We start from the raw sequence: 26,040 nt of genomic DNA, 5'->3' as shown, positions 1-26,040 counted from the left end.
ATTTATTTATGCGAAATCTTGGATAGTGGTGCGGGTTAGGACTTCTGGCTGTTCGCGAGCGAACGGAGGGCACGAAGCACATCAGGATCAAGCAAGCCCAGATTTTTGAGCATTTGGAGCGCGATCAGATCCGGAATGCTTTTGTCCGCTGAAGTTGTGATGGCGCCTGCAGCTTTGCCGGCACGAACAGCGGGTTCTGCCCACGACGGAAGCGGTTCCTTACCAGACATGTTCAGCTTCTTCTCCATGGCCGCTATCCGTGCTTCCTGGGCCTGAATAACCTGCTGCAGCTCTTCTATGGTTGCCATATCGTCCACATCCTTTCTACCTGACTTTCCCTCTGACTTTCCACCTGACTGGTTCGCTGTCCAAGCTCTAAGCTCGGTTAGTGATCCGCTGAACACGTTTAAATCGACTGCCCCCGAGATGCCGGGAACACTTCCTTTCTGGCTGTACTGCCAGAAGGTCCAGGCCGACCAAGCCGGTACGTTCCATGGAGGCTGGGTATTGTACCGGGCCACCCAGAGATCATAAGCGCCCATTGGAGTATTGAAGTTCTGTGCAAAGTCATTTCCGGTATAAAGAATAGGTTTTCTCGCGGTAATCCGTTCGATTTCCGTAAGGAAAGCCTTGGCAACCGCGTTCAGCTCACTTTGGCTGATTCCCGAAGGATTCGTTTCATAATCCAGCACCGGCGGTAAATCCAGACTTGCCGCGCCTCCGACCACGGACATGGCCGCTGCAAAGTTAGCCGCTTCATTTATGGCCGTTTCCCTATCCTTGGCATTCAGAAAATGATAAGCCCCGACAAGCAGTCCGGCTTGTCTCGCACCACGGACATTCGTCTCAAACGTAGGGTCCTTATAGGTCGTGCCTTCGCTCGCTTTCACGAAAACAAACGAATAACCGCTGGCCGCCACCCTTTGCCAGTTCACCGTACCATTATGGTGAGAAACGTCAATTCCTTTGGCATTATCAGAGCTTCGAGTCTGCATACTCTCCCCCCTTCTATCCTATTTAATGCCGAATTTAAGGAATCTGCTTGTGCTTATAACCTGTCTTCTTCCTTAAAAAATATTCGTCAGCCGCCAAAAGAATACGTGCTGTCTGTAATGTTTAAACGGCTTTTGAGTCCGGGAGTTGCGTATATTTTATTATCGTCCGTTACGAAAAAAGCCTCGATCTTCTCCGGCAGCGCCTCCAGATAAGCCAACCCATCCTGCACGCCCATCAGAAACACCCCGGTTGACAAAGCGTCGGCATCTGTTGCTTTTGGGCTCATGATGGTCAGGCTTTTAATCCCGTTTTGGGCAGGGAACCCGGTCCGGGGATCCAGAATATGATGGTAGCGAATGCCATCCTGCATAAAGAAACGTTCATAAACACCGGAGTCATCAATGACTTCGTTGTTGATTTTGATCGTGCCCAGCTGGGTCCCCCTGCTTTGATCAGGATCCTGCAGGCCGATATTCCAAAGCGATCCGTCCGGTTTGGCTCCCAAGGTAATAATGCTGCTGCCGCCCAAATCGATCAGCGCACTCGTAATGCCTTGACTTCGCAAATAGTCAGCCACCTTGTCCGCCGCATAACCTTTGCCGATGCCGCCAAGATCCAGAACCATCCCTTTTCGGGCAAGCTTAATGGTTTTGGCTGTCTCGTCTATCAGCACCGCTTTGTAATTGATTAGCTTCAGCGCCTCATCGATTTCATGCTGCTGCGGAACACGGGCATTCTCAGTACCTATTCCCCACAAATCTACAAGCGGTCCGATAGTCGGATCAAACAGGCCGCCCATTTCCTTGGCATAATTCAGCGACAGCTTGACGGCCTCCAGCGTTTCATCCGAAACCGGTACGGCCTGCACGCCCGCAAGACGGTTAACCTCATAGACTTCGCCGCCTTCTTTCGTTCGGCTAAGTTCCCTATCCAAACGCTCCAGCAGCTGCTTGATATCATCCAGGTTACGCTGTGACGCCTGTTCCCCGTACAGCTTGATATTAACTACCGTATCATAGATGTAATAGGTTTGAGAGAAAGACGGAGCATTGCTGCCGCTGCCTGAGTGAGGAACCCATCCTGATCCTGACTTTCCGGTGGAACTTAATCCATATATAACCGCTGCTGTAAAGCCGAGCAGTAGAATCAAAACAATCATATAGACGGAGAAACGTCTGCCTTTTTTGTTGGTCATGCTGACCCACCACCTTCTGAAGCTTCTATTCCCGGCTATCTTAACATGACGTTTCAGGTGGGCGATGAGACATTTGTCACTTTTATCCCTTCAAATTTAAATGATTTTTCATTGAAGTTTAATGATTTGCATTTAAGTAATCTGGACTTTAAATTTTCTAATCCGTTGTCTTCCTTTCTTTCTCTCTTCGTCTCAATATGAAATAATATAAAGAATAGGTTTGTTCCCGCATTTGGCGGGTAAGCTAGTTCATATACAGACTGAACCGAATGAATTCGACTTATAAGGAGAACTCTATGAATCACAACTCTAATATGGGCATCATTGATATCGGGTCTAACTCGATCCGGCTAGTCATCTATGAAATCGAACCTGGCGGCTGCTACCGGATTATCTATGAAAATAAATATTCGGCCCGCTTAAGCCGGGAGGTCGCTCCGGACGGAACCATTCCGCGCAGCCATCTGGATGCGGCCGTAAATATACTGAACCAGTTCAAAATGATTTGCCGCGATTTCCGAACGACACATATCCGCGCTGCCGCTACGGCTGCTATTCGCAATGCTGCGAATGCCGAGGAAATCATCGGCTGGCTTGAAGCCGACACCGGGCTGGTGATCGAGCGGGTGAGCGGTGAACGGGAAGCCTATTACGGCTTTCTGGGCGTGCTTCAGTCCATGGATGTTCAGGATGGTATGATCGTGGATATTGGGGGAGGCAGCACGGAGTTAACTCTGTTCCGGAACAGGAAACTGCTGCACAGCATCTCTATCCCTCTTGGAGCCGTTAACGGGCTCGCCCGCTTTGCGACGGAGGAGCAGTGGGACAAAAGCCAGATCGAAGCGCTCCGGGCAGAAATTAGACAGGCGCTTGAGCCGCTCGGCTGGCCTCAAAGCAATCCCGGCCTTCCGCTGATCGGACTCGGCGGAACAATCCGGACGCTGGCCAAAATACATCAGCGGCAGACGAAATATTCCCTGCCTGCTGTGCATCACTACGAAATGGAAGGGAAAACCGTGGATGGAATGGCCGAGCTGCTGCCCTCTGAATCCTCTTCTTTCCGCAAAAAATTACCCGGCTTGTCCAAGGACCGCGCCGATCTGATCGTGCCAGGCCTGCTGATTCTGCAGACGGTCTTTCATACCATCCAGGCCGATCGTTACATCGTCAGCGGCGCAGGACTGCGCGATGGTTTGTTCCGGGACTGGTTCGCTCCCAAGGAGCCGGTTGTCGCCGATGCACTGAAGACAAGCGTGCAGAACATGCTCCGCTTCGGTCCTCCAGCACCAGAAGCATCGCTTGAGGCAACCTACAAAGACATGTTCAAAATCTACAAAGCTTTGGAGCACAAGGAGCCTGACGAGCGGGACACAGCCGTCATGTATACGGCCGCCATGCTTAGCGATTCCGGCATTCTGATTAACTATTACAAAAGCAGCCAGCATGCCGTATACCGGATCATGTACGGGGGGATTTACGGCCTCTCCCATAGAGAAGCCTTACTTAGTGCGATTACGGCCGACTATCATCCCAAGAAAAGAACACCACAGCTGCTGGAGCAGCATGCCGACATTCTGAAATCCTCCGATACGGAACGGGTTCATCGGCTCGGGTCATTGCTCATTCTCGCGAAAGCCATCCGGTCTGCCCCGGTTGTCGAGGACATTTCCGTTAAGACAGCAAACGGCTCGCTGCACGTGCAGATGCACTGTACCGCTGAGCCGCTTGTTCAGAACAATCGATTGGAAGAAGCCTGCAAGGATCTTGAGGAAGCCTGGAAGATCAAGTTAACATGGTCAAATCTTGAGGTTTCCAAAGGTTAATATTCATCGCCTCCGTCTGGCTGCGCAGCGGAGGCTCTTCATTTTTCACAAATACATAATTGCCGCTGGCCTGAAGCTCTCTTGCCTTAATGTTATCCCGCAGCAGGAGCTTCAGAATGTTGATGACCATTTCCTTCGTCACCGGATCCGAAACCGGACACATCAGCTCGATACGCCGCTTGAGATTCCGTGTCATCCAATCTGCGCTGGACAGGAACACCTCTGGACTGCCTTCATTCTCGAAATAAAAGATCCGGCTGTGCTCCAGGAACCGGTCCACGATACTGATCACCCTGATATTCTCGCTCAGCCCCTCCACGCCGGGACGCAGGCAGCACACGCCCCTGACGATCAGCTCGATCTGCACGCCCGCTTGGGAAGCCAGATAAAGCTCATCAATCATGTCCTGATTGGATAAGGAGTTGATCTTGGCGATAATCCGGGCTTTCTTGCCTTTGCGGGCATGCTCCGCTTCCCGCCGAATCAGCCGGAACAGCTCGTCCTTGAGACCGGTTGGCGCAATGCGCAAAGCCTTGAGATTCTTCGGACCGGAGAAGCCGGTAATTTCATTAAACAGCTCCGAAGCATCGTCACCGATGACCGGATTGGAGGTAAACAGTCCTACGTCCGTATACATTCTGGCCGTGCTGGCATTGTAGTTGCCAGTTCCGACGTGTACATAACGGCGGAGTCCCTGCTGCTCGCGGCGGACGACAAGGATGATTTTGGCATGGGTCTTCAAGCCGACCAAACCGTAGACGACATGACAGCCTGCCTTCTCCAGCTTTCTTGCCCAGGCGATGTTTCGTTCCTCATCAAATCGGGCTTTAAGCTCGACCACCACCGTCACCTGCTTGCCGCACTCCGCGGCATGCGCCAATGCCGGAATGAGCTGCGAGTCGCCGTTCACCCGGTACAGCGTCATCTTGATCGCCATGACCTTCGGATCCTCCGCAGCCTCCTGCACAAAATCGGTCACCGCATCAAACGATTCATAGGGATGATAGACCAGCACGTCCTGCCTGCGCAGCACTCCAAAATGGCTTTCATGCGGCGCAAACTCCTGCGGATACACCGGCTGAATTGGCGGGTATTTCAAATGGGAGAAGCCTTCCAGACTATCGGCAAAACCGATCAGGTAACTCAAATCGAGCGGACCGTCGATTTCGTAAATATCCTCAAGCTCGAACTCTTCCTGTAGTTCGGCGAGCGCATCGGGGTGAATGCCTTTCTGAACTTCAAGCCGGACAGGTGCACCACGTCTGCGGCGGCGAAGCTCTTTCTCAATCTCCTCCAGCAAATCCTCCGCCTCTTCCTCGTTGATCGTCAAATCCGCATTCCGTGTTAAACGGAACTCATGAACGGCAAGGGGCGTATAGCCGACAAACAGCGTATGGATATGATGTTTGATCAATTCTTCGATCAGGATAAAGGATTTGCGCTTGCTGTTGGCCCGAAGCGGTACGGGAACGACCCGAGGCACATTCGACGGCACCTGGACAATAGCGAAAAAGGTCTCTTCCCCCTCCTCCGCATCCTCCGCATCCTCTTTGCGAAGCAAAACGGACAAATAGACGAATTTCGGATGCACGAGCGGAAACGGACGGCTTTGATCTACCGCCATCGGCGTTAATACGGGAAAGATAATTTCATGGAAGTAATGGTCCAATGCTTTCTGCTGAGTCGCATTAAGCGTCTCGTATTCCTGAAAGACGATCCCCTTACGGGCCATCGAACGTGTCAGATCCCGGTAGCTTTTGTACTGCTCGGCCGTCATCTGCTTGATCCGCTTGACCAGTCTGCGGTACAGGCCGGATGGGGCGTAGCCGGTGAAATCTTTCTGCGTAAAGCCCGCTTTGATCTTCTCCATCGTTTCGGCAACCCGCACGGCCATAAACTCGTCCAAATTGCTCGCTACAATACCAAGGAATTTCAAGCGCTCCAGCAGCGGCGTCTCACTGTCCTGGGCCTCCTGCAGCACCCGGCGGTTAAACTCCACCCAGCTCAGATCCCGGTTTACATATTTTCCTGTGTTTATTTCTCTCAACATGTCGGGCCTCCGAATGTCAGCATAATTAATCAGCTTAACTATATAATTGTACTTTGCAGACTTGTGGTTCGTGTAATGAGAGTGTAAAGCCAGTGTTAATTTTATGTAAATCCAATATTAAACCAGCTTAATACAAGCGAATTTGAATTTCCTAGTTTAGTTCCCAGTATACCTCTGAAATAAAAAAACTTCTTTAAAAATTCAACCTCAAATTCTTACAAATTTAGGTATAATAGCTGTACACCTTGGAAAACTCTTCCAGAATTGAATTACGATTTGTGTAGAAAGGAGGAAGATAATCTAGTATTTTGCAAACGCTTTCCTGTTATTTGAATCTAGTTTTAGTCAAGTCCACAAGCGGTTTATCAAAACCTATTACGGGAGGAGACAATTATGTTCAGAAAAGCAGTGTCCGTCGTTTCCAGCTTGGTCATGACGGTGGGATTCCTGGCGGCTGATCCCGGTTTTTCCCATGCAGCGTCGATCAGCGATGCAAACTCCACGATCTTTGGCCCTAATGTCTATGTATTCGACCCTTCTATGCCAGCTTCAGATATTCAAAACACGGTGAACTCTGTGTATGCTGTTCAGGAGTCCAACGAGTTTGGTACCCAGCGTGACGCTCTGTTGTTCAAACCAGGGTCTTACAATATTAATTTTAATGTAGGCTTCAACACCCACGTAGCCGGACTCGGACAAAATCCCGGGGACGTTACGATTAATGGGGGATTAAACATCAATGCGGATTGGGATAACGGCAACGCAACGCGCAATTTCTGGCGCGCCATCGAGAATTTGACCATCGCTCCTTCGAACGGAGTGACTCAATTTGCCGTCTCCCAGGCAGCACCGCTCAGACGGCTGCATATTAAAGGCGAGCTTGATCTGTTTGACTTCGACTCGAACTGGAATGCCGGCTGGGCGAGCGGCGGTTTCCTTGCGGATTCTATCGTGGACGGTACGGTTGTCCCGGCTTCCCAGCAGCAGTGGTTCTCGCGCAACAGCCAATGGGGCTCCTGGAACAACGGGGTTTGGAATATGGTCTTTGTAGGTGACACTAACGCGCCGTCGGGCCAGTTCCCGGAACCTCCGTATACCGTAGTAGACAAAACGCCGATCATGCGGGAGAAACCTTATCTGTATATCGATAACGCCAGCCAATACCGGATATTTGTTCCTTCGCTTCAAACCAACACCCAGGGCGTCAGCTGGGCAAACGGCTCCACCCCGGGCACATCCCTCTCTATTGACCAATTCTATATCGCCAAACCGGAGACGGCTACGGCGGACTCTATTAACGCCGCTCTTGCCCAAGGCAAAAACCTGCTGTTTACACCTGGTTTCTTCCACTTAAACGATACGATCCGCATCACCAATCCGAACACCGTCGTGCTTGGCATCGGTATTCCGACCCTCGTGCCGGACACCGGGAAACCGGCCATGTCGGTAGCGGATGTAGATGGCGTCAAAATCGCCGGATTGACCTTCGATGCCGGTCCGGTCAACACTTCAAGCCTGCTGGAAGTCGGCCCTGCGGGCAGCAGCGCAGGCCATGCCGCCAATCCGACTTCACTGCATGACCTCACCTTCCGGGTCGGCGGTGCTTCCAATGGCCGGACGGATGCCGGACTGATCATCAACAGCCGTGACGTGATCGGCGATCATTTCTGGATCTGGCGTGCCGACCACGGCAACGGAGCCGGCTGGACTAGCAACGTGTCCAAAAACGGTCTGATCGTAAACGGTGCCGATGTCACCCTGTACGGTCTGTTTAATGAGCATCACAACGAATACCAGACGCTATGGAATGGCAACGACGGACGACTATATTTCTATCAATCGGAAATCCCGTACGATGTTCCTAACCAGGAGGCCTGGATGTCAGGCGGCGGAACAGTTAACGGCTATGCCTCCTACAAGGTGGCCGATTCCGTAACAAGCCATGAAGCCTGGGGGCTTGGCGTTTACTCCTACTTCCGGGATGCGGCTGTCAAGCTGAACAGTGCGATTGAAGTGCCTAATGTGCCGGGCGTCAAGATCCATCACGCCACAACGATCTGGCTCAACGGCACGCCTGGCAGCGAAATTACCCACATTGTCAATAATACTGGCGACCGTGTTTATGGGAACAATCCGGCTTCCGCCATGCGGCAGACGCTTACCGAATTTACCGGAAACGGCAGCGGAAATTCGGGGGACGGCAGCACAAATCCGGGAGGAACAGCGCTGGATCGCAGCGGCTGGACAGCCGTCTCTGATCCTTCCAGCGGCGATGCCGCTGCGAATCTGTTCGATGGTAATGCCGCGACCCGCTGGAGCACTGGCGTGCCGATGGCTTCCGGTCAATCCTTGACGATCGACATGAAAAAGGCGTACAACGTGAGTTCGATCAAAATGGACTCGACCGGCAGCGATAACGATTATGCCCGCGGATATCAAGTTTATTTGTCCAGTGACGGCAGCACCTGGGGCAATCCGGTGGCATCAGGAACCGGCAGCGGTTCTGTAATCACCGTCAGCTTTACCGCGCAGAATGCCCGGTACATCAAAGTTGTACAGACCGGTACCAGCACCAGCTGGTGGTCGATCCACGAACTAAATGTATTTGGCTCCGCGGCCAGCTCCTCGGATACGCCGCTTGCCCGCAATGGCTGGACGGCTTCCTCGGCGCCTTCCAGCGGCGACCTGCCGGCCAGCCTGTTTGACGGGAACCCCTCCACTCGCTGGAGCTCAGGCGCGCCGATGGCACCGGGCCAGTCCTTGACCATCGACATGAAGACTGGGAGCAGCTTCAGTAAAATCGTCATGGACTCCGCAGGCAGCAACAACGACTATGCCCGCGGATACGAGATTTACGTATCCAATGACGGCACCAGCTTTGGTAGCGCCATTGCAACCGGCACAGGGAACGGTCCCGTTATAACAGCAACCTTCTCACCGCAAAACGCGAGATACATCCGCATCGTGCAAACCGGTACCAGCACCAGCTGGTGGTCGATTCATGAGCTGAATGTGTATCCTTAACCGCTGAAGGCTGGATCAATCGCAAGAGGGGTCTCCATTTTAGGAGACCCCTCTTTTTTTATGGAAAACAGCCAAGGCTGTGGATTGAACTGAGGCTTATGCCCGTTCAAGCCGAATCGCTATAGAGATCACTACAGCGGCCAGAAAAACAATTCCGCCGAGGACCAGAAATACGGTTTTCGCGCCGTAGCCGATAAGTTGAGTGGCCAGAATCGGGCCCATACTGGCTCCAACGAATACGAAGAAGGCATATACGGCAGTAGCACTCCCCCGCGCCTGACTGCCAAGCTGTCCGACCATGACAATGATGCCGGGAACCGCCGAGGCGATGCCGAGGACAAAGACCGCGCTTGCTACAACAAGCATCGGAAGCGAGCCGGAGAAGGCTTCAAGAATGAGGCCTATCCCGGCTAACAGTAAACTGTAGACGGTCACCTTTTTCGGACCTATCCGTTTGATCAGGCTCCCCGCTCCGATGGACAGCAGGATGCTGGGGATTCCCGCAACACGGATCCAGGTCAACGTTGACGAATCGCCGTGGAACTGTTCCGTAACAAAGGAAGAAAGGGCCGAGTACATACCGACAAAGCTGAGCAGAATGGAAACGGCAGCAAGCCAGGCAATCAGCAGTCTTCCGTTACTAAACAACCGCAGCATCTGCGCATAAACTTGAAACAGAGAAGCTTTTGTTGTCCCCTGGACAGCCCCTTTAGGCAGCTTCATCATGAATAAGGCAATAATGAAATATACGGCGGCCAGAATCCAAAATGCGCTCCGCCAGCCGAGAGATGCCTGAAGCGCTGTGGCATAAACCTGCCCCAAGATCCCGGCCAGCAGAAAGCCGCAGCTGATGAATGAAATGGCAAGCGCCCGGTAGTGCGGAGCAAGAACATCACCTACATAAGCAATCGCAACGGCAGGGAAAGAAGCGGCAATCAGTCCTTGCAGGCCCCGTAAAGCAATTAAAGCTCCGATAGAGGGGCTTAAACCGACGAGGATCGTGGCTCCGGTAAGCAAAAACAACCCTGTGTAAAGAATTTTTATACGCTGAAATCTGTCCGAGAGAGTCCCCCAAAAGATATTCCCCAGTGCATAAGCGAATCCAAAGGCACTGCCCGTCCAGACGGCAACGCTTTGGGCTACTTTATAATGGTCGGCCCATATAGGAACAAGCGGAATGGTTATATACATGAGCGAAAGGATAAGAACCGAACTTAATCCTAGTATGGTTACCACCTTAAGAAAAGCCGCCCGTTCGTTTGCTTGTTCTTGCTGAACTAAAGCTTGACTCACGGAAATTCCTCCTTAGTTACAATAAAATTCAAATATCCTCTGGACTTAGTATGGATGATTTGATAAAGCAGGCGGTAGCCTATTTCTATAGAGACTTTGCCTAATTCTCCACGGATTGTTTCCTCCTTCAATGCCTCCCCTTAAAACAAAAAGAGCCGCGTCATGCCAACGGGCTCTCATCCTTCTGTATTGATTTTGATCTCCTATGATTTTCTATGATCTCCTATGATCTCCTATCAGTTCCCGGGATTCAGGCTTCTTTAGTCAGCGGGAAAAAGACGGCTTTCACCTGTTCCGCCAGCTGCTGCGGGTTCAGCTCCATTTGTGTACCTATTCTGCCCGCGCTGACCGCGATGATCTTCAGCCCTTCGGCGCTGGCATCTATAAAGGTGGGATACAGCTTTTTCATGCCGACAGGAGAACAGCCGCCGCGGATATATCCCGTCCATTTGAGCAGGTCCTTCACGGGCAGCATCTCTATCTTTTTGGCGCCGGCCGCTTTGGCTGCTTTCTTCAAATCGAGTTCCTCCGCCACCGGGATAACAAACACGCAGATTTGACTAATTTGGCCGCTTTGGTGGGCCACCAGCGTTTTAAAGACGGACTCCTGTGGTCTGCCGATTTTCTCCGCAACAGCCGTGCCGTGAATCTGCCCGTCCTCGTGATCGTAATTCAAGGTTTCGTATGGAATTTGAGATTTATCGAGCAATCGCATTGCATTGGTTTTGCTTTCCGCCATTAGGGTGTTCCTCCTTCTTTATTGCTTAACCTTTGAATAAATTAGGACCAAACGATGAAATCCGAAAGGAGACAATCATGAGTTATCCCAAATATCCTTACATGGGCTGGACAACGCAGTGCCGCAGCGTCCCGGTTGTTTTCCCAGCGCAGCATCAAGACCGCCATCCCGGCTTTGAATATATCATGACCCCCCGCCCGATCTCCGATAATCCGGCATACTCCGGCAGCGGCAGATTAACCAACAAAATCGCGCTGATTACCGGCGGAGACAGCGGGATCGGCCGCGCCGCCGCCATAGCTTTCGCCAAGGAAGGCGCCGATATCGCCATCGTTTACCTCGACGAACATCAGGATGCGGCTGAAACCCAGCAAATGATTAACAAGCTTGGCCGCCAATGTTTGACCCTTGCCGCCGATTTGAGGCACGAGAACAACTGTTATGCTGTAGTAGAGAAAACCGTCCAAACCTTCGGCAAGCTGGACATTCTGGTCAACAATCACGGGGTGCAGTTCCATCAGCCCAGCATTTTGCAGATTTCCCGAGAACAGCTGCTGAATACCTTCCATACCAATATTATTTCATTTTTTGACATGACGAAAGCTGCGCTGCCCCATCTGCGTGCAGGAAGCTCGATTATTAACACCACCTCGGATACTGCCTTCTCCGGAATGGCTAACATGATCGATTACACCGCCACCAAAGGTGCCATTGTATCCTTTACCCGTTCATTGGCCCTCTCCCTGGCCGATCAAGGCATTCGCGTCAACGCTGTGGCACCCGGGCCGACTTGGACGCCATTAATCCCGTCCGCCTTCACTGCGGAAGAAGTCACCACCTTTGGAACCGAGGTTCCGCTCGGACGGCCCGGCCAGCCGTTTGAACTGGCTCCCGTATATGTGCTGCTCGCCTCGGACGATGCTTCGTATACGTCAGGGCAGATTTATTTTGCTAATGGAGGGTCCGTTGTTACCTGAATTGGAGACCTGAGCTGGGATTTATAGGTTTGTAGATTTGTTATTTAGAATGCTGCCTGAAGGAAGGGACGAAAGGACGTACCGACTCTAAAGAAACGGACATACCAACTCTAAAGGAGGGATCCGGTTGTTTAAACTTACGCTGGAGCTTGCCAAACAGCTGCTTGAGGCTGCAGAACAGAAAGCCCGCCAGATGAAGCTGGCCTGCGACATCGCTATCGTGGATGAAGGAGCTAATCTAGTCGCTTTCCACCGCATGGACAATGCCAGAATCGGCGATATCGAAGTGGCTCAGAGCAAGGCCTGGACCAGCGCCGCCCTAAAAATGCCAACAGAACAGCTCGCCAAGCTCGCTGCTCCCGGGGGTGAAGCTTTTGGAATTAATAGCATTAATCAAGGTAAAATTACGATTTTGGGCGGAGGCATCCCTTTTGTGGTGGAAGACAGAATGATCGGAGCAATTGGCGTAAGCGGAGGAGTCAGCGCGCAGGACATCGAAGTCGCCAAATCAGCCGTTCAAGCCTTTGAGAACCTGAAGCTGAGCGGCTCCCCTCCTCCTGTCCGTGCACGAATTGGGTCAAATGCGGCTGACTGGACTTTCCCCTGAACAGAAAAAGAAGCAGGTTCCGGATGTGCATTCCGGAACCTGCTTTCTATTTGGCTTGATTTTGCTGGAAAATCAGGCTTTAACGCTGTATTTCTCACGGCTGAGGCGAGTGGCTTCTACCATGTTTCTCAGCGCCAGCACCGTTTCTTCATCTTTGCGCGTCTTCAGACCGCAGTCCGGATTGATCCAGAATTGGGACGGCTTCAGCACCCGCAGAGCGCGGTCGATCATCGAGGTCATTTCCTCAACCGGCGGTACACGCGGGCTGTGGATGTCATAGACTCCCAGGCCGATGCCTTTGTCATACGTATATTTCTCAAAGCTTTCGATCAGCTCGCCGTGGCTGCGCGAGGTTTCGATCGAAATAACGTCCGCATCCAAAGCGCTGATTGCTTCGATGATGTCGTTAAATTCGCTGTAGCACATATGGGTATGAATTTGCGTTTCATCCTTGACCGTTGTCGTGGACAGTTTGAATGCCTTCACCGCCCATTCCAGATAATGCGGCCACTGTTCGCGTTTGAGCGGAAGCCCTTCGCGCAGAGCCGGTTCATCCACCTGGATCATACCGATGCCGGCTGCTTCCAACGCCTCGACCTCTTCTCGCAGGGCCAGCGCAATCTGATAAGCAACCTCTTCGCGGGACAGATCATCCCGGACAAACGACCAGTTGAGGATCGTGACCGGACCCGTCAACATACCTTTCACCGGTGCTTGGGTCAGCGATTGAGCATAAACCGTTTCAGCCACCGTCATCGGAGCGGTGAACTCGATATCCCCGTAAATGATCGGCGGTTTCACGCAGCGGGAGCCATAGGATTGCACCCAGCCCAGCGACGTGAAAGCAAACCCTTCCAGCTTCTCTCCGAAAAATTCCACCATGTCCGTACGTTCGAACTCCCCGTGAACCAGCACATCCAGCCCTAGCTCCTCCTGAATCCGGATCCAGTCCTGGATCTGCTCCTTGATGAACGTTTCATAGCGCTGCGGGCTCCATTCGCCCTTGCGCCATTTCAGTCTGGCGCTGCGGACCTCCGGCGTCTGCGGGAAGCTGCCGATCGTGGTTGTCGGAAGCAGGGGAAGCTGGAACTTGTCCTGCTGAACCTTGCGACGCGTCTCCACATCAGCCGTTCTCTCGGCAGGTTGGGCCACCGCCTCGGCGGTACGCTGGCGCACCGCCGTTTTGTTTCTGGCCGGCGACTGCTGGAGCGCCTTGCGGCCGCGATCAGCCGCAGCCAGCCCGGCGCTGACGGCTGCAGCGCCTTTGTTGCCGGCTTGGGTGAGCAGCACAAGCTCGGTGATTTTTTCATTAGCGAAAGCAAGCGCGTCTTTGAGGACTGGATCAAGCTTCTGCTCCTGAGCTGTTGTCACCGGGACATGCAGCAGACTGCTGGACGGCTGAACGAGCAGGCGTTCCGCCGCTACCTTTTGTTTCAGGGTATCCAACAGCTCCAGCTTGGCAGCCAGATCGGATTTCCAAATGCCTCTGCCATCAATCACGCCTGCTCCAAGCACTTTGTCGCTTGGGAAACCTTGCTCCAGCACAGAGCGCAGATTTTGCCCGCGGTCATGGACGAAGTCGAGACCGATGCCCTGCACCGGCAAAGCAACGATTTCCTTGTAGTGATCCACAGCTTCAAAATAGGTTTGAACCAGCACTTTCAATCCGGACAGCTGTTTGCTCAAAGACCCGTAAATATGCTGGACCTCTGCCAGCTCTTCGGACGTAAGCGTCGCCACCAGGGCAGGCTCGTCGATTTGTACCCACTGCACGCCCTCCTGCTCCAGCTCGGCCAGCACTTGTCCGTATAGCGGAAGCAGACGGTCTACCCAGGCCGAGAACTGCTCGGCTTCGTATCCTTTGGACAGCTTCAGCAGCGTAAACAGGCCAAGAAGCACCGGCTTGCCTTCAATACCCAGCTTGGTTTTGGCCTCCCGATATGCTTCAAGCGGACGGTTAACCGTCAGAACCGGCTGCAGATCCGCCGTAATCTCCGGCACAATATAGTGATAGTTCGTGTTGAACCATTTTGTCATTTCGGAGGCGGTGGCTTCCTTGTTCCCCCGGGCTATCGCATAATAGGTGGCCAGATCCACATGTCTTCCGTCCCAGGCAAAACGTTGTGGCACCAATCCGAACATCACAGCCGTATCCAGTACATGATCGTAATAAGTAAAATCATTCACAGGAATCAGGTCAATCCCCTGCTCCTGCTGAAGCTTCAAGTTCCCGAGGCGAATGGATTCCAGCTCGCTGTGCAGCTCCTGCTCTTCCAGCTTGCCGGCCCAATAGGCCTCGATTACTTTCTTCCACTCCCGGTTTTGGCCGATGCGCGGGTATCCTAAATTGCTGCTTTTCATTCGGAAACACTCCTCTATATTGAGATTGTCTTGAGCGGTTCCTGCAGGCCTGCCGTCGTCCGCTGTTCTTGTTAAACTCAAAATAGCATAGTTTTCCGGGTATAGGGTAAATCCTAAAAGATATAGCCGGTTATAACCAAAAACTATATCTAACCATAAAAATAATGCACAGTCAGCTGGTGCTGAGCTGCGCGCGTACGAGGAGAAGCGTTAACGTTATTTTATTTCCTTACTATTTAATCTCCTTAGATTGACTTATAACTTCTTTAATCGCTTTGTAATCAACATTGCCACCGACGATTTTGAAGGTGATCAGCTGGTTTTTCGTCTTTTGGGCATCATTGACTTCCAGGTATTTTACGGTCCCATTTTCACCAAATAAGCTAATCCCGTTTTGTTCCGTGTGATCACGATAATCTTTAAACATATAGAAATCGCCCATACGATCCCCACGTCTATCGAAGTTTTTTACCTTCTTTAAACGAACATCTTCAAAGCTGTTAAGGAAGTTCTTGATGACCTGAGGATCTTCTATAGATGTATCTGCTTCATTAAATAAGAGCATACGATCTACACCGTTATCCTGCATTTTGTTGATCAGCACCTTATCCAACGAATACGTTCTAAACCAGTCGATCACGCCCAGATTATAAACATTTACTCCAAGCATAATAAGGAGAAATAGGATAAGGAACAAACGTCCTTTACTGATTCTGATAGGGAATCCCTCCTTTGCAGTTTCTTATAAGAACATTTAATTCCCTTTAATAACCAGATCAATTCCGTTCATAAAACCCCATTTATTTACTTTTGTCAAGGCAAAGAAAAAGCTCCCTCAAGGGAGCCTAAGCAAACCTCTCTTCTCTTTATGCCCTAATAATTGACAGAAACGGTTTGCAAAATCTGAACGACACGTTTTTCCACTGAGGAATCGTCTGCCTGATCCAAATATTCGGGTTTTAGCAGCTGATACTTCTTCATCTGATAAAAGTCCATGACAGCTTGCTTGAGCGTTACATCATATTGGATTGAAAAAGACGGCTCCATCAGGCGCCGCAGCATGGCGTCGTCCTGAACCATAAACAGTACGGCATTCATCCGGTTGAAGATCCCCTGCTCCATTCCTGATTCAAAGAAGGCCTGCAGCTTTTTGTTCCTATCCTGCATGGCGGCGGAAAGAGCATCAAAATGATGAGGATAAAACTCCTTAAGATCGTCCAAAAACAAATCCGTAATATAAATGACGCAGACAAGCGACTGGATAAACGTCTTTTGAAATCGTTTAATGTACGAGAGATTTTCATCCTCAATCACCTGATCCACCTCATCCAGAAAATTGACCGAATAATCTACAACCTCCTGAATGATCTCGTCTTTGGAAGAAAAATGCTTATACAACGTCACTTTGCTGATGTCCATATACTTAGCGATTTCATCTATTTTTAATTGGCTGAATTTGGTATGCCTGATAACGGGCTTTATTTTCATGAGATATTGATCTCTGCTGACGGCTTTTCTCACGGCCTAAATCCTCCTTTAAACTCATGAATTCTATTATAACGAAAATAGGGTGTATCACAAACATTTCTTAATAAATTAACTAATTTAATAAAAATAGTTTATTTTATCAACATAACGTCTTATAATCGTTCCTGTAGCTACTCTTGATAACCTAAATTTAAGGAGGCCACAATTATGCGTGTTTTTGTTACAGGAGCGACTGGTTTTATTGGATCTGCAGTAGTAAATGAGCTTATTAGCGCCGGCCATCAAGTTGTCGGGCTTGCCCGTACGGATAAAGCGGTGTCCGAACTGACCGCTGCGAGAGCGGAGGTACACCGCGGGAGTCTTGACGATTTAGACAGCCTGCGCAGCGGATCCGCTTCGGCCGACGGCGTTATTCATCTGGCATTCAAGCATGATTTTTCGGATTATGAGGGTGCACTGGCAGCCGATCTCCGCGCCGTCGAAACCATCGGGGCTGCCCTTGAAGGATCCGGCAAACCCTTCGTGAATACCTCAGGGACTTTGATGATGTTAGGCGTTACCCCTCCGGGTACAATCGGAACGGAAGAAATCGTTGCCGGACAGCATGCCCGGGGCGCATCGGAAAATACGGCACTGGCGTTCGCCAAACGCGGCGTACGTTCATCTGTTGTCCGTCTTTCTCCTTCCGTCCACGGGGAAGGCGACCAAGGATTTGTCTCCTACTTGATCGGCGTCGCCCGCACCAAAGGTGCCGCCGCTTATGTCGGCGACGGGTCTAACCGCTGGCCAGCCGTACATCGCCTGGATGCCGCCCGTTTGTTCCGGCTGGCGCTCGAACAGGCACCAGCGGGTTCCATCCTTCATGGGGTTGGGGATGAGGGGGTACCCTTCCGCGACATCGCAGAGGTCATCGGACGGCATTTGGGCGTACCGGTCGTCAGCATTCCGCGAGAAGAAGCGGATGCTCATTTCGGTTTCCTTGGCGCTTTCGCCTCCGCCGATAACCCAACCTCCAGTGCGCTCACGCAGCAGCGTTTGGAGTGGCAGCCTAAGGAACCAGGCTTAATCGAAGATCTTGAACAGGGGCATTATTTCAAGAACTGATAAGGCCAACCTGCCTGCCAGCGATGTGATCCCATAGAAGAATAGCGAAATAAAGCCCTGCAAGCATAGAACCTATGCGGCAGGGCTTTTTAAACCTATACTACTATTTCATTTTTCCTACAACTTTGACTCTTAACCGGGTGGCATTCTCCGGATGATAAGCCAGCGGTGTCTCTTCCACTTCCACCAATTCAATGGTTTCGGAAACCGCACCGGCTAAAACGGCTTGTTTAACCGCTTTTTCCTCGGCATCCTTCAGGGAAGATTCGCGCGGCTCTCTGGAGTAAATATAAATCTGTTCGTATTGGCCGCTGATTTGGGCAATGGAGGCGCCGATGGCATTGGCAACATTTCCGTTTTCCGTTTTGATCATGCGGGCGACCCCGCGAATCTGATCCGGGATAATGATACTTCCTCCGCCCACAAGAACGAGCTGAATGTCTTCGGAAGAGGTTTTCATCTTATCGATGGCCTGCTCGATGATAGCCGCTATCTGGGCCTGTACCGCTAAGGCAAAATCCTCTTCCAGGTGAGACACCAGACTTTTATCGCCGACCTCAGCAAGCCCCAGACGGACTGCGATGTCCGTTGTTGTCAGTGTATTCCCGCCAAAGACAAGCGCTTCTTCGCCGATTCTATAGCCGACACTGTCCGGACCGACTGTAATGGCACCGCTGTCGCTCACCCGGACAATACTGCCGCCGCCCAGGCCAACGGAGATGATATCCGGCATCCGGAAATTGGTGCGGATATCGCCGACCTCAACGGCTACTGACGATTCCCGGGGGAAACCGTCCTGCAGAACGCCGATATCCGAGGTCGTGCCGCCGACGTCGAGCACCATCGTATCTTTGATCTGTGCCAAATAAGAAGCGCCGCGGATGCTGTTGGTCGGTCCGCAGGCAATCGTCAGAATCGGGAACTGCTTGGCATAATCAATGGACATCAGGGTTCCGTCGTTTTGGCACAGGTACACCTGCGCGCTTTTGATTCCTTCTTCCTCAAGGGCATGAATAAATCCCGACGTAGTTGCAGCAATCACCTTGCACAATGCCGCATTTAAAATCGTTGCGTTCTCCCGTTCAATAAGACCGACGGAGCCGATTAAGGAGGAGCAGGAAACCGGGAAGGCTTCCCCGTATTCTTCTTGAATGAGGTCACGAACCAAAAGCTCCTGGTCATTTTTGATGGAGGAAAATACCCCGATAACGGCAATGGACTCCACATGGTTCCGCCACTTGTCCAGCAGCGCCTTAATCTCCTCTTCATCCACCTCACCAAGCAGCTGGCCGTCGTATTCATAACCGCCCTGAACCAGCGAGTAGCTGCCGGACAGGATGTCCACCATATCTTTAGGCCAAGCCGTATACGGCGGTACGGATGCTGTAGCCGGGTATCCTAAACGGATAACGCCGACCTTCGCCAGCTTCTTGCGTTCTACAATAGCATTGGTGCATTGGGTTGTGCCCAGCATCGCGTGAGTAATCTGTGCTTTATCAATCTTGGCTTCCTGCAGCAACTGCCGGAGAGAGGATTCAATCCCCGTCTTGATATCCAAACTTGTCGGCGATTTCACGGCATGGATCAGCTGATGGCGCTCATCCAGAATAATGGCATCCGTATTGGTTCCGCCCACATCAATTCCGATTCTATACATGGTCTGCCACCGCCTTGTTCACCAATTTTTCAAGAGGAACATATTCATAGTCATATCCAAAATACTTGGGACCCGCTGTCTCTATGCCTTTCGCCGTTCTCCACTTCTCATGGGCAGGGAGTCCGATGACTCTTACACGTTTCCCGTATTTCAGGCTTTCTGTAGTTATAGGCGACAAGGTTTCGAAATCGACCAGACAAATCAAGTCCGGGGTCATCGCTACAACGCGGCCGTCCTTCTCCGCAACGAGATTTTCATTTTGAAAATGAACGTCCATGTTTCCGCCCTTATGGCCTTCAATCCCTTCCAGATTCATGCGGCCGAGGTTAAACCCTCCTTTGGTCTCCCGGATCACATCGACAATCTTGCCCTGGAAGAGCTCATAACCGGATACAAGCTGGAGCAGCTCCTCAAGTTTGTCCTTGGCATCTCTATTCTTCGAAGCAATAATTTCTCCAATCCGCTCCGAAAGCGTCACGATGCCATGCACACCGCTTGTTTTCATCTGTGCACCGGTCGTAGGGTACAGGCTCACCAGAGCGCTTGCTCCCATCTCCACCGTCGCCGCCCGGCCGAGCCGCTCCGTCCATTTATTATCAATCGTTTCAAAAATGCCGATATTCCCTTTCTCATCGGTAATCGCCATCGGCGTCGCCGGAACGCCATCCAGGTTAAACGTTACCATCTGCAGCTCCGGAAACGCTCTTCCCATCCCGTCGCAATCGACGAGCGGCAGTCCCAGCTGTGCAGCGACTACGATGGGGATCATCGAATTGACGCCGCCCGCTTCCATCGGATAGGTGCCTGCAATGTTGTCTTTGCCCAGGTACCGGGACAGCTTCTGAAATACTTTAACGAATTCGCTCCCGTTCGGGAACTTCTCGGACGATACGGAAGGTGCCCCCATCATGGCCGTCGGGATAAAAAAATCCTCATCGGCGATTTCATCAACCGAATACAGCCTGACCGGGCCGTTTTGTTCAATGGCGGAAATCGCCATCAGCTTGCCGATATAGGGGTCGCCGCCGCCGCCTGTTCCCAGGAAAGCGGCCCCGATTGAAATATTTTCAATAGCTGTTTTATCCAGATATCTCATTGCTGTTCCTCCAATACTACTGTTTTTGAAGCTGTAATCCGGTAACCTACGACATAAAGGACAAAGGAAATCACAATCCCGATCAGGGGCTGATTGGACACCTGCGGCAGGCTCGGGAACAGCGAGAGTACAACCGGAATGGCCGCGATCACCGAACCGATAAGCCAGGAGTAGATGCCCAGCTTGTTAACCCCTTCCGTCTCTCTCCAGCTGTTCTTGTCTCCCTTGTTGATCATCCAATAAGAGGCGATCATTACACCTGCTACCGGGGGAACCATGGCCGACAGGATCGACATCACCGGTGTAAAATAACCCAGAATACCGATTACGGCGAGCACTGTTCCGATAAGTCCGGCAGCCCCGACCGCCCATTTCTCTTTCTGCTTGGAAACGTTAAAGACGTTGATTAAAGCAAATCCGCCGGAAATGGCGTTGACCATATTGGTTTTCCAAGTGGCCAGAACCAAAGCGATCCCGCCGATCAGCGGAGTGGCAATACTCAAGAACACGGCTGTTACGTCATTGGTCTGATAAGCAAGCGTAAGTACGGCACCGACGCCGATCATCAGGACCCCTGCGGGAATAATGCCGAAGAGGGCCGCTTTCCACACATCGGAACGTTTTCTGGAGAACTGGGAGTAATCTCCCGCAATGACTGCACCGAGGGCAAAGGAGCCGATCGTGACAGCCAGCCCGTCCGTAAAGTTCATCTTCGATTCGGGTCTATAATTCGAAATCAGCTGCACATTGTCACCGGTCAGGGCATGAATCAGGCCATAAACACAAAGGACAACCAGTAAAGGTACAGCGATATAGCTTAGTACTCGAAGCACTTTGATCCCATACATGGCCGAAACAACCATCACCAGACCGCTGATCAGCGAAGCAACAGGTACGGACATTTTAATATCAAACTCCGCCATCAAGTTAGCCACCGCCGCTCCGCACACATTCGCCTGAATCCCGAACCAGCCCAGACAGGCAATCGTCAGAAGAATCGAGAGAATGGTACGCGAGCCTTGTTTACCAAACACCTGGCTTGCGACCTGAACGGTCGATTTGCCCAAGTCTGTGCTCTGCATGCCCTGGAGAATCATAAGGACTACGATAATGGCATACCCCACTACTGTGACAACTAAGGTCTGGGCCATGCTCATCCCTGCGATCAGGGTATTTCCGACGAGAAGACCAGGTATGCTGATCATGGCTCCGGCCCATACAAAGGCTAACGTAAACCAGGATTGATTGGCTTTATCTGTTTTCATATCTGCCTTCCTCCTATCTCGTTCAAATTGATTTTTCTTATTGTAAATGAAAGGATAGAAGATCGTCTTTTTCAGAAATAAAAAGAAAAATCCGAATTTTTGTCCTAAAAGACAAAAACCCGGATAGTTTTGGAAGGTCAGCTATTAATTAGCCGGTAAATCATGCAAGCCAGGTAAACCTCGTAAAACTCGGAGTTGACGGTAATATCGTATCCGACCAGCTCACTAATCTTCTTGATCCGATATTTCACCGTATTTTTATGAATGAAAAGCAGCCGTGCGCATTCATCCAGATTTCCCTTGGCATCCAGCAGGAAGGTGGCCAGTGTCCGGACCGACTCCGCATCATTTAGTACAGGCGCTATAGCGGACATCCATTCCTCGATAATCTCTTCGCCCTGTATACTCAAATCAATGGCCCGCTTCATGGAGCGAATCTCCGCTGCCGTAAATAATTTGCGGTGATTGTAGATCAGGTGAACCTTCTTCCCTACTTGATTCACAAGCTGGTACATCCGCCTTACATCCAGCGTATTTCTCATACGCGGCGCGTAGACCATTTCGGATATAGAGGCCAGAAAGCTTGTCGTCTCGGCATATTCAGCCGCAATTTCATATTCATTGTATTTGTAGGAGCAGTTCCCGAGCAGGACGATAATACAATGATCAATCGTTTGAATGACCGCCGTCTTATAGTATTTGGACAGGTACTCCTCTAACTCTTCTCGAACGTGTTTCTCCATGGACAAGTCCTGAAGGTACACCAGCCACATCATTTGAATGGCGGAGACATCAATATGAAGGAGCTGCGCAAGCCTGCGCATTTTCTCGCTTTCATCGTTGATGATAGCTTTCACCAAGGCATATTCGCTGACCTCATTATGTTTGTCGCCCCATAGGTTGATAGCCACCTGCACCACTTCACTGATTTTATCCATCGTTTTGGCGGGCAGCTTGGATTGTTCCTTAATCAAAAATAAATAAAGCACTTCCCCGTTCTTCTGATAGATGCCGCGGTGCTCCATAAAGCAGGCAGGCGCCCGGTCTTCAGTCCGGCTGCCGCTGTTTACCAGCTGTGGCGCGTAATCCCGGATCATTTGGGAGACCTCCAAAGGCGAGTTGCGCGGCCACATCACCTGATTTACGATTTGTAGGTTTTTGTTTGTTAGAATGAGGCTGGCCTTCAGCCGGTCGGATAACAGCTTCAGCGTCATCTCCACACTTTGCGAATGCTCAGGGAGGAGCGTCACCTTTTCCAGAGATTCATTGACGAAATTGTCGTTGATCGTCTGATTGTTCAGCACGATGGCTTCCATGACCTCATAGATGACCTCGTTGTAACGCAGCGTATAATCGTTCTCCGGCATGCAGATAATCATGAAGTTCAGGGATTCTGCAAATTCCAGCACCTCTTCCGGGAGCTCCCGAATGACAATGCCTACATAATATAAGATCAGCCCCACTTCTCCAAGTCCGTGCAAATAACGGATGGTCTCGCATTGCTTCTCAACACTGTCCTTTATCGAAAAAAGAGAGCTGATCACAAGTTCTTCCGCGTACCACTCTTCCTGTACCGAATTAACGATCTGGGAAGAAAAATCCGCATTGGACACCTCAAGAACAGACAAGGAGGAGACCGTACGGCTCAGATTGCTCTTTCCTGTTAATACTTTGGCCCCCCGAAAGGAAGGCAATTGTAAAATATCCTTAACGGTTACCCCCATTGGTATCACCACTTTTGTTTTGTTTTCTTATGGATAAATGTATCCCTATATTGTAAAACGTTTGGGGCTGTGGTGCCAGCCGGCTTTATCAGCCTTTTCTTGCATCAAGCGGCCCATTACAGATTATCGTTCGTAGATATTTACTCCTGAATTAACGATCTTATAGGGCTATTTCATCTATTATTGTTTCATTAGTAGTAAATTTATTAGGCGCGGTTATGGGGTACCAGTACTAGGTTTGTATATAATAAACAAGCCAATTCGTAATAAGGCTTCCTGGATTATAAGCGTAATTGCAGCTTGGATCTGCGCGTTGTTAGTAAACTTAATCGGCCCTTCTATTAATGCATATAGAGAGACAGGTCTATGGTTAGACATTGATTTTCCCCGAATAAAATACTCTCTTTCTATCTCTACAATTATGTTACCAATTACTTTTATCATGACAAGAGTGGCAATCAATTGGTTTCAAAAAATTGTTCTAAATTTAATCAAATAAAAAACCCACTTCCTAATTTAACAATTAAGAAGTGGGTTAAAACCTTTAGGTAGAGATTAAGGCTTTATCAGCCTTTTCTTACATCATGCCGCCCATACCGCCCATGCCGCCCATGTCAGGGGCACCAGCAGCGCCAGCAGGTTCTGGCTTGTCAGCGATGACAGCTTCAGTTGTCAGGAACAGACCTGCAACGGATGCAGCGTGCTGCAAGGCGGAACGAGTTACTTTAGCAGGGTCAACGATACCGGCTTCGATCATGTTTACCCATTCGCCAGTAGCGGCGTTGAAGCCGATACCTGTTTTTTCTTTCTTCAGACGGTCCACGATTACGGAACCTTCTTCGCCAGCGTTAGCTGCGATTGTGCGGATTGGCTCTTCCAGAGCGCGGAGTACGATCTCTACGCCTGTTTTCTCGTCGCCAGCCGCTTCAACAGCTGCAACAGCGTGATATACGTTAACGAGGGCAGTACCACCACCGGAAACGATACCTTCTTCAACCGCAGCGCGAGTTGCGTTCAGGGCGTCTTCGATGCGCAGTTTGCGCTCTTTCAGTTCAGTTTCAGTAGCTGCGCCGACTTTAACAACCGCAACGCCGCCAGCGAGTTTAGCCAGACGCTCTTGCAGTTTTTCTTTGTCGAACTCGGAAGTTGTTTCTTCCAATTGAGAACGGATTTGGTTCACACGAGCATCGATATCGGCTTTGTCGCCAGCACCGTCAACGATCGTTGTGTTTTCTTTCGTTACGATAACTTGACGAGCGTTACCCAATTGATCGATTGTAGTAGATTTCAGGTCAAGACCCAATTTCTCAGTGATCACTTGGCCGCCTGTCAGAGCAGCGATGTCCTGCAGCATAGCTTCACGGCGGTCGCCAAAGCCAGGAGCTTTCACAGCTACCGCGTTGAAAGTACCACGCAGTTTGTTCACGATCAGCATGGCTTGCGCTTCGCCTTCGATGTCTTCAGCGATGATCACAAGCGGACGGCTTTGTTGAACGATTTTCTCAAGCAAAGGCAGGATTTCCTGCGTGCTGCTGATCTTTTTATCTGTAATCAGGATATAAGGGTTATCCAGGTTAGCTTCCATTTTGTCGGTATCCGTAATCATGTAAGGAGAGATGTAGCCGCGGTCAAACTGCATACCTTCTACAACTTCCAGCTCAGTAGCGAATCCACGGGATTCTTCTACAGTGATTACGCCGTCTTTGCCAACTTTCTCCATAGCTTCAGCAATCAGTTGGCCTACTTCATCGTCAGCAGCAGAGATAGCGGCTACTTGAGCGATGGATTGTTTGCCTTCGATGGTTTTGGAGATGGCTTTCAATTCTTCAACCGCAGCGCGAACCGCTTTGTCGATCCCTTTGCGAAGTCCGATTGGGCTTGCACCTGCAGTAACGTTCTTCAAACCTTCACGGATCAAGGCTTGTGCCAACACGGTTGCAGTAGTTGTACCGTCACCGGCAACGTCGTTGGTTTTAGTTGCTACTTCTTTAACCAGCTGAGCACCCATGTTCTCGAATGCATCTTCCAGCTCGATTTCTTTAGCGATTGTCACGCCGTCATTGGTGATGAGCGGGCTGCCGAATTTCTTCTCCAATACCACGTTGCGGCCTTTAGGACCGAGTGTTACTTTTACAGCGTTAGCCAAAGCGTCTACACCACGGAGCATTGCACGACGAGCGTCTTCACTGAATTTAATGTCTTTTGCCATTTAAGAAAACCTCCCAATTATCGATTGTTATAGTTGTTCATTTCAGACAATCTGTCTTTCGATTTGGTGCGGGTCTATTATTCAACGATAGCTTGAATGTCGCTTTCTTTCATAATCAAATATTCTTTGCCTTCGTATTTCACTTCTGTGCCGGCATATTTGGAGAAGATCACCACGTCGCCAACTTGAACTTCCAAAGGAACACGAACGCCGTCTTTCAGCGTGCCGCTGCCTACAGCAACAATTTTGCCTTCTTGCGGCTTCTCTTTGGATGTGTCCGGAAGCACGATCCCGGATGCAGTAGTTTCGCTTTGTTCAATAGCTTCCACCAATACGCGTTCACCTAAAGGTCTGATCATGAAAAAATAGCCTCCTTCGAAATTATGTTAGATTTGAGTTTAAATGTGATTGTTCTTATGTATTAGCACTCAA

At 50.6% G+C, this 26,040-nt stretch carries 19 protein-coding genes; 5 read left to right on the top strand and 14 right to left on the bottom strand.

Features of this window, described 5'->3' with window-relative positions:
• Positions 1-35: 35 nt before the first annotated feature.
• Positions 36-995: a glycoside hydrolase family 25 protein gene (locus tag CBE73_RS18880; RefSeq protein WP_094095553.1), complete on the bottom strand. Its 960-nt coding sequence runs from the start codon at positions 993-995 to the stop codon at positions 36-38.
• 86 nt (positions 996-1,081) lie between these two features.
• On the bottom strand, positions 1,082-2,191 hold the full coding sequence (locus CBE73_RS18875; protein WP_094095552.1) for an FAD:protein FMN transferase: 1,110 nt from the start codon (positions 2,189-2,191) through the stop codon (positions 1,082-1,084).
• 296 nt (positions 2,192-2,487) lie between these two features.
• Between CBE73_RS18875 and CBE73_RS18870 the strand changes: the two genes are divergently transcribed.
• Positions 2,488-4,014: a Ppx/GppA phosphatase family protein gene (locus CBE73_RS18870; protein ID WP_157739624.1), complete on the top strand. Its 1,527-nt coding sequence runs from the start codon at positions 2,488-2,490 to the stop codon at positions 4,012-4,014.
• Here CBE73_RS18870 and ppk1 read toward each other — a convergent pair.
• Positions 3,974-6,064, bottom strand: a complete 2,091-nt coding sequence (gene ppk1 / locus CBE73_RS18865) for a polyphosphate kinase 1 (RefSeq protein WP_094095550.1) — start codon at positions 6,062-6,064, stop codon at positions 3,974-3,976. The two genes, CBE73_RS18870 and ppk1, sit on opposite strands and share 41 nt — an antisense overlap.
• Before the next feature lie 393 nt (positions 6,065-6,457).
• Between ppk1 and CBE73_RS18860 the strand changes: the two genes are divergently transcribed.
• On the top strand, positions 6,458-9,088 hold the full coding sequence (locus CBE73_RS18860) for a discoidin domain-containing protein (protein WP_094095549.1): 2,631 nt from the start codon (positions 6,458-6,460) through the stop codon (positions 9,086-9,088).
• Positions 9,089-9,184: 96 nt separating this feature from the next.
• Here the strand turns inward: CBE73_RS18860 and CBE73_RS18855 are convergent, their stop codons facing one another.
• Complete coding sequence (locus CBE73_RS18855; protein WP_094095548.1) at positions 9,185-10,381, bottom strand: MFS transporter; 1,197 nt, start codon at positions 10,379-10,381, stop codon at positions 9,185-9,187.
• 250 nt (positions 10,382-10,631) lie between these two features.
• Positions 10,632-11,120: a Cys-tRNA(Pro) deacylase gene (ybaK, locus tag CBE73_RS18850; protein WP_094095547.1), complete on the bottom strand. Its 489-nt coding sequence runs from the start codon at positions 11,118-11,120 to the stop codon at positions 10,632-10,634.
• Between the two features lie 77 nt (positions 11,121-11,197).
• On the opposite strand from ybaK, the gene CBE73_RS18845 reads away from it, so the two are divergent.
• Together CBE73_RS18845 and CBE73_RS18840 are read left to right on the top strand one after the other, a co-directional pair.
• On the top strand, positions 11,198-12,097 hold the full coding sequence (locus tag CBE73_RS18845; protein ID WP_094095546.1) for an SDR family oxidoreductase: 900 nt from the start codon (positions 11,198-11,200) through the stop codon (positions 12,095-12,097).
• A gap of 127 nt (positions 12,098-12,224) precedes the next feature.
• Entirely contained in the window at positions 12,225-12,704 is a 480-nt protein-coding gene (locus CBE73_RS18840; RefSeq protein ID WP_094095545.1) for a GlcG/HbpS family heme-binding protein, read from the top strand.
• 72 nt (positions 12,705-12,776) lie between these two features.
• Here the strand turns inward: CBE73_RS18840 and metE are convergent, their stop codons facing one another.
• From metE to CBE73_RS18825, 3 genes are all read right to left on the bottom strand, one after another.
• Complete coding sequence (metE, locus tag CBE73_RS18835) at positions 12,777-15,065, bottom strand: 5-methyltetrahydropteroyltriglutamate--homocysteine S-methyltransferase (RefSeq protein ID WP_094095544.1); 2,289 nt, start codon at positions 15,063-15,065, stop codon at positions 12,777-12,779.
• A 232-nt stretch (positions 15,066-15,297) separates the two neighbouring features.
• Entirely contained in the window at positions 15,298-15,735 is a 438-nt protein-coding gene (locus tag CBE73_RS18830; RefSeq protein ID WP_174704772.1) for a hypothetical protein, read from the bottom strand.
• Between the two features lie 203 nt (positions 15,736-15,938).
• Positions 15,939-16,586, bottom strand: coding sequence for a TetR/AcrR family transcriptional regulator (locus CBE73_RS18825; protein ID WP_373286344.1), 648 nt, complete (start codon positions 16,584-16,586; stop codon positions 15,939-15,941).
• 174 nt (positions 16,587-16,760) lie between these two features.
• Between CBE73_RS18825 and CBE73_RS18820 the strand changes: the two genes are divergently transcribed.
• Entirely contained in the window at positions 16,761-17,657 is an 897-nt protein-coding gene (locus tag CBE73_RS18820) for an SDR family oxidoreductase (RefSeq protein WP_094095542.1), read from the top strand.
• A gap of 103 nt (positions 17,658-17,760) precedes the next feature.
• Here the strand turns inward: CBE73_RS18820 and CBE73_RS18815 are convergent, their stop codons facing one another.
• From CBE73_RS18815 to groES, 6 genes are all read right to left on the bottom strand, one after another.
• Complete coding sequence (locus CBE73_RS18815; protein WP_068693743.1) at positions 17,761-19,314, bottom strand: hydantoinase/oxoprolinase N-terminal domain-containing protein; 1,554 nt, start codon at positions 19,312-19,314, stop codon at positions 17,761-17,763.
• Entirely contained in the window at positions 19,307-20,410 is a 1,104-nt protein-coding gene (locus CBE73_RS18810; protein ID WP_094095541.1) for an S-methyl thiohydantoin desulfurase family protein, read from the bottom strand. The genes CBE73_RS18815 and CBE73_RS18810 overlap by 8 nt, the downstream gene beginning before the upstream one ends.
• Positions 20,407-21,675 carry a cytosine permease gene (locus CBE73_RS18805; RefSeq protein ID WP_068693739.1) on the bottom strand — a complete coding sequence of 423 codons (1,269 nt, stop codon included), beginning with the start codon at positions 21,673-21,675 and terminating at the stop codon, positions 20,407-20,409. The genes CBE73_RS18810 and CBE73_RS18805 overlap by 4 nt, the downstream gene beginning before the upstream one ends.
• A 137-nt stretch (positions 21,676-21,812) precedes the next feature.
• Positions 21,813-23,399: a PucR family transcriptional regulator gene (locus CBE73_RS18800; RefSeq protein WP_229752542.1), complete on the bottom strand. Its 1,587-nt coding sequence runs from the start codon at positions 23,397-23,399 to the stop codon at positions 21,813-21,815.
• A gap of 577 nt (positions 23,400-23,976) precedes the next feature.
• Entirely contained in the window at positions 23,977-25,608 is a 1,632-nt protein-coding gene (gene groL, locus CBE73_RS18795; RefSeq protein WP_094095539.1) for a chaperonin GroEL, read from the bottom strand.
• Between the two features lie 77 nt (positions 25,609-25,685).
• Positions 25,686-25,967: a co-chaperone GroES gene (gene groES, locus CBE73_RS18790; protein WP_068693732.1), complete on the bottom strand. Its 282-nt coding sequence runs from the start codon at positions 25,965-25,967 to the stop codon at positions 25,686-25,688.
• Positions 25,968-26,040: the final 73 nt, after the last annotated feature.

It is taken from the genome of Paenibacillus physcomitrellae, assembly GCF_002240225.1.
Lineage (GTDB): Bacteria > Bacillota > Bacilli > Paenibacillales > Paenibacillaceae > Fontibacillus > Fontibacillus physcomitrellae.
This window is presented reverse-complemented; position numbering and strand designations above follow the sequence as displayed.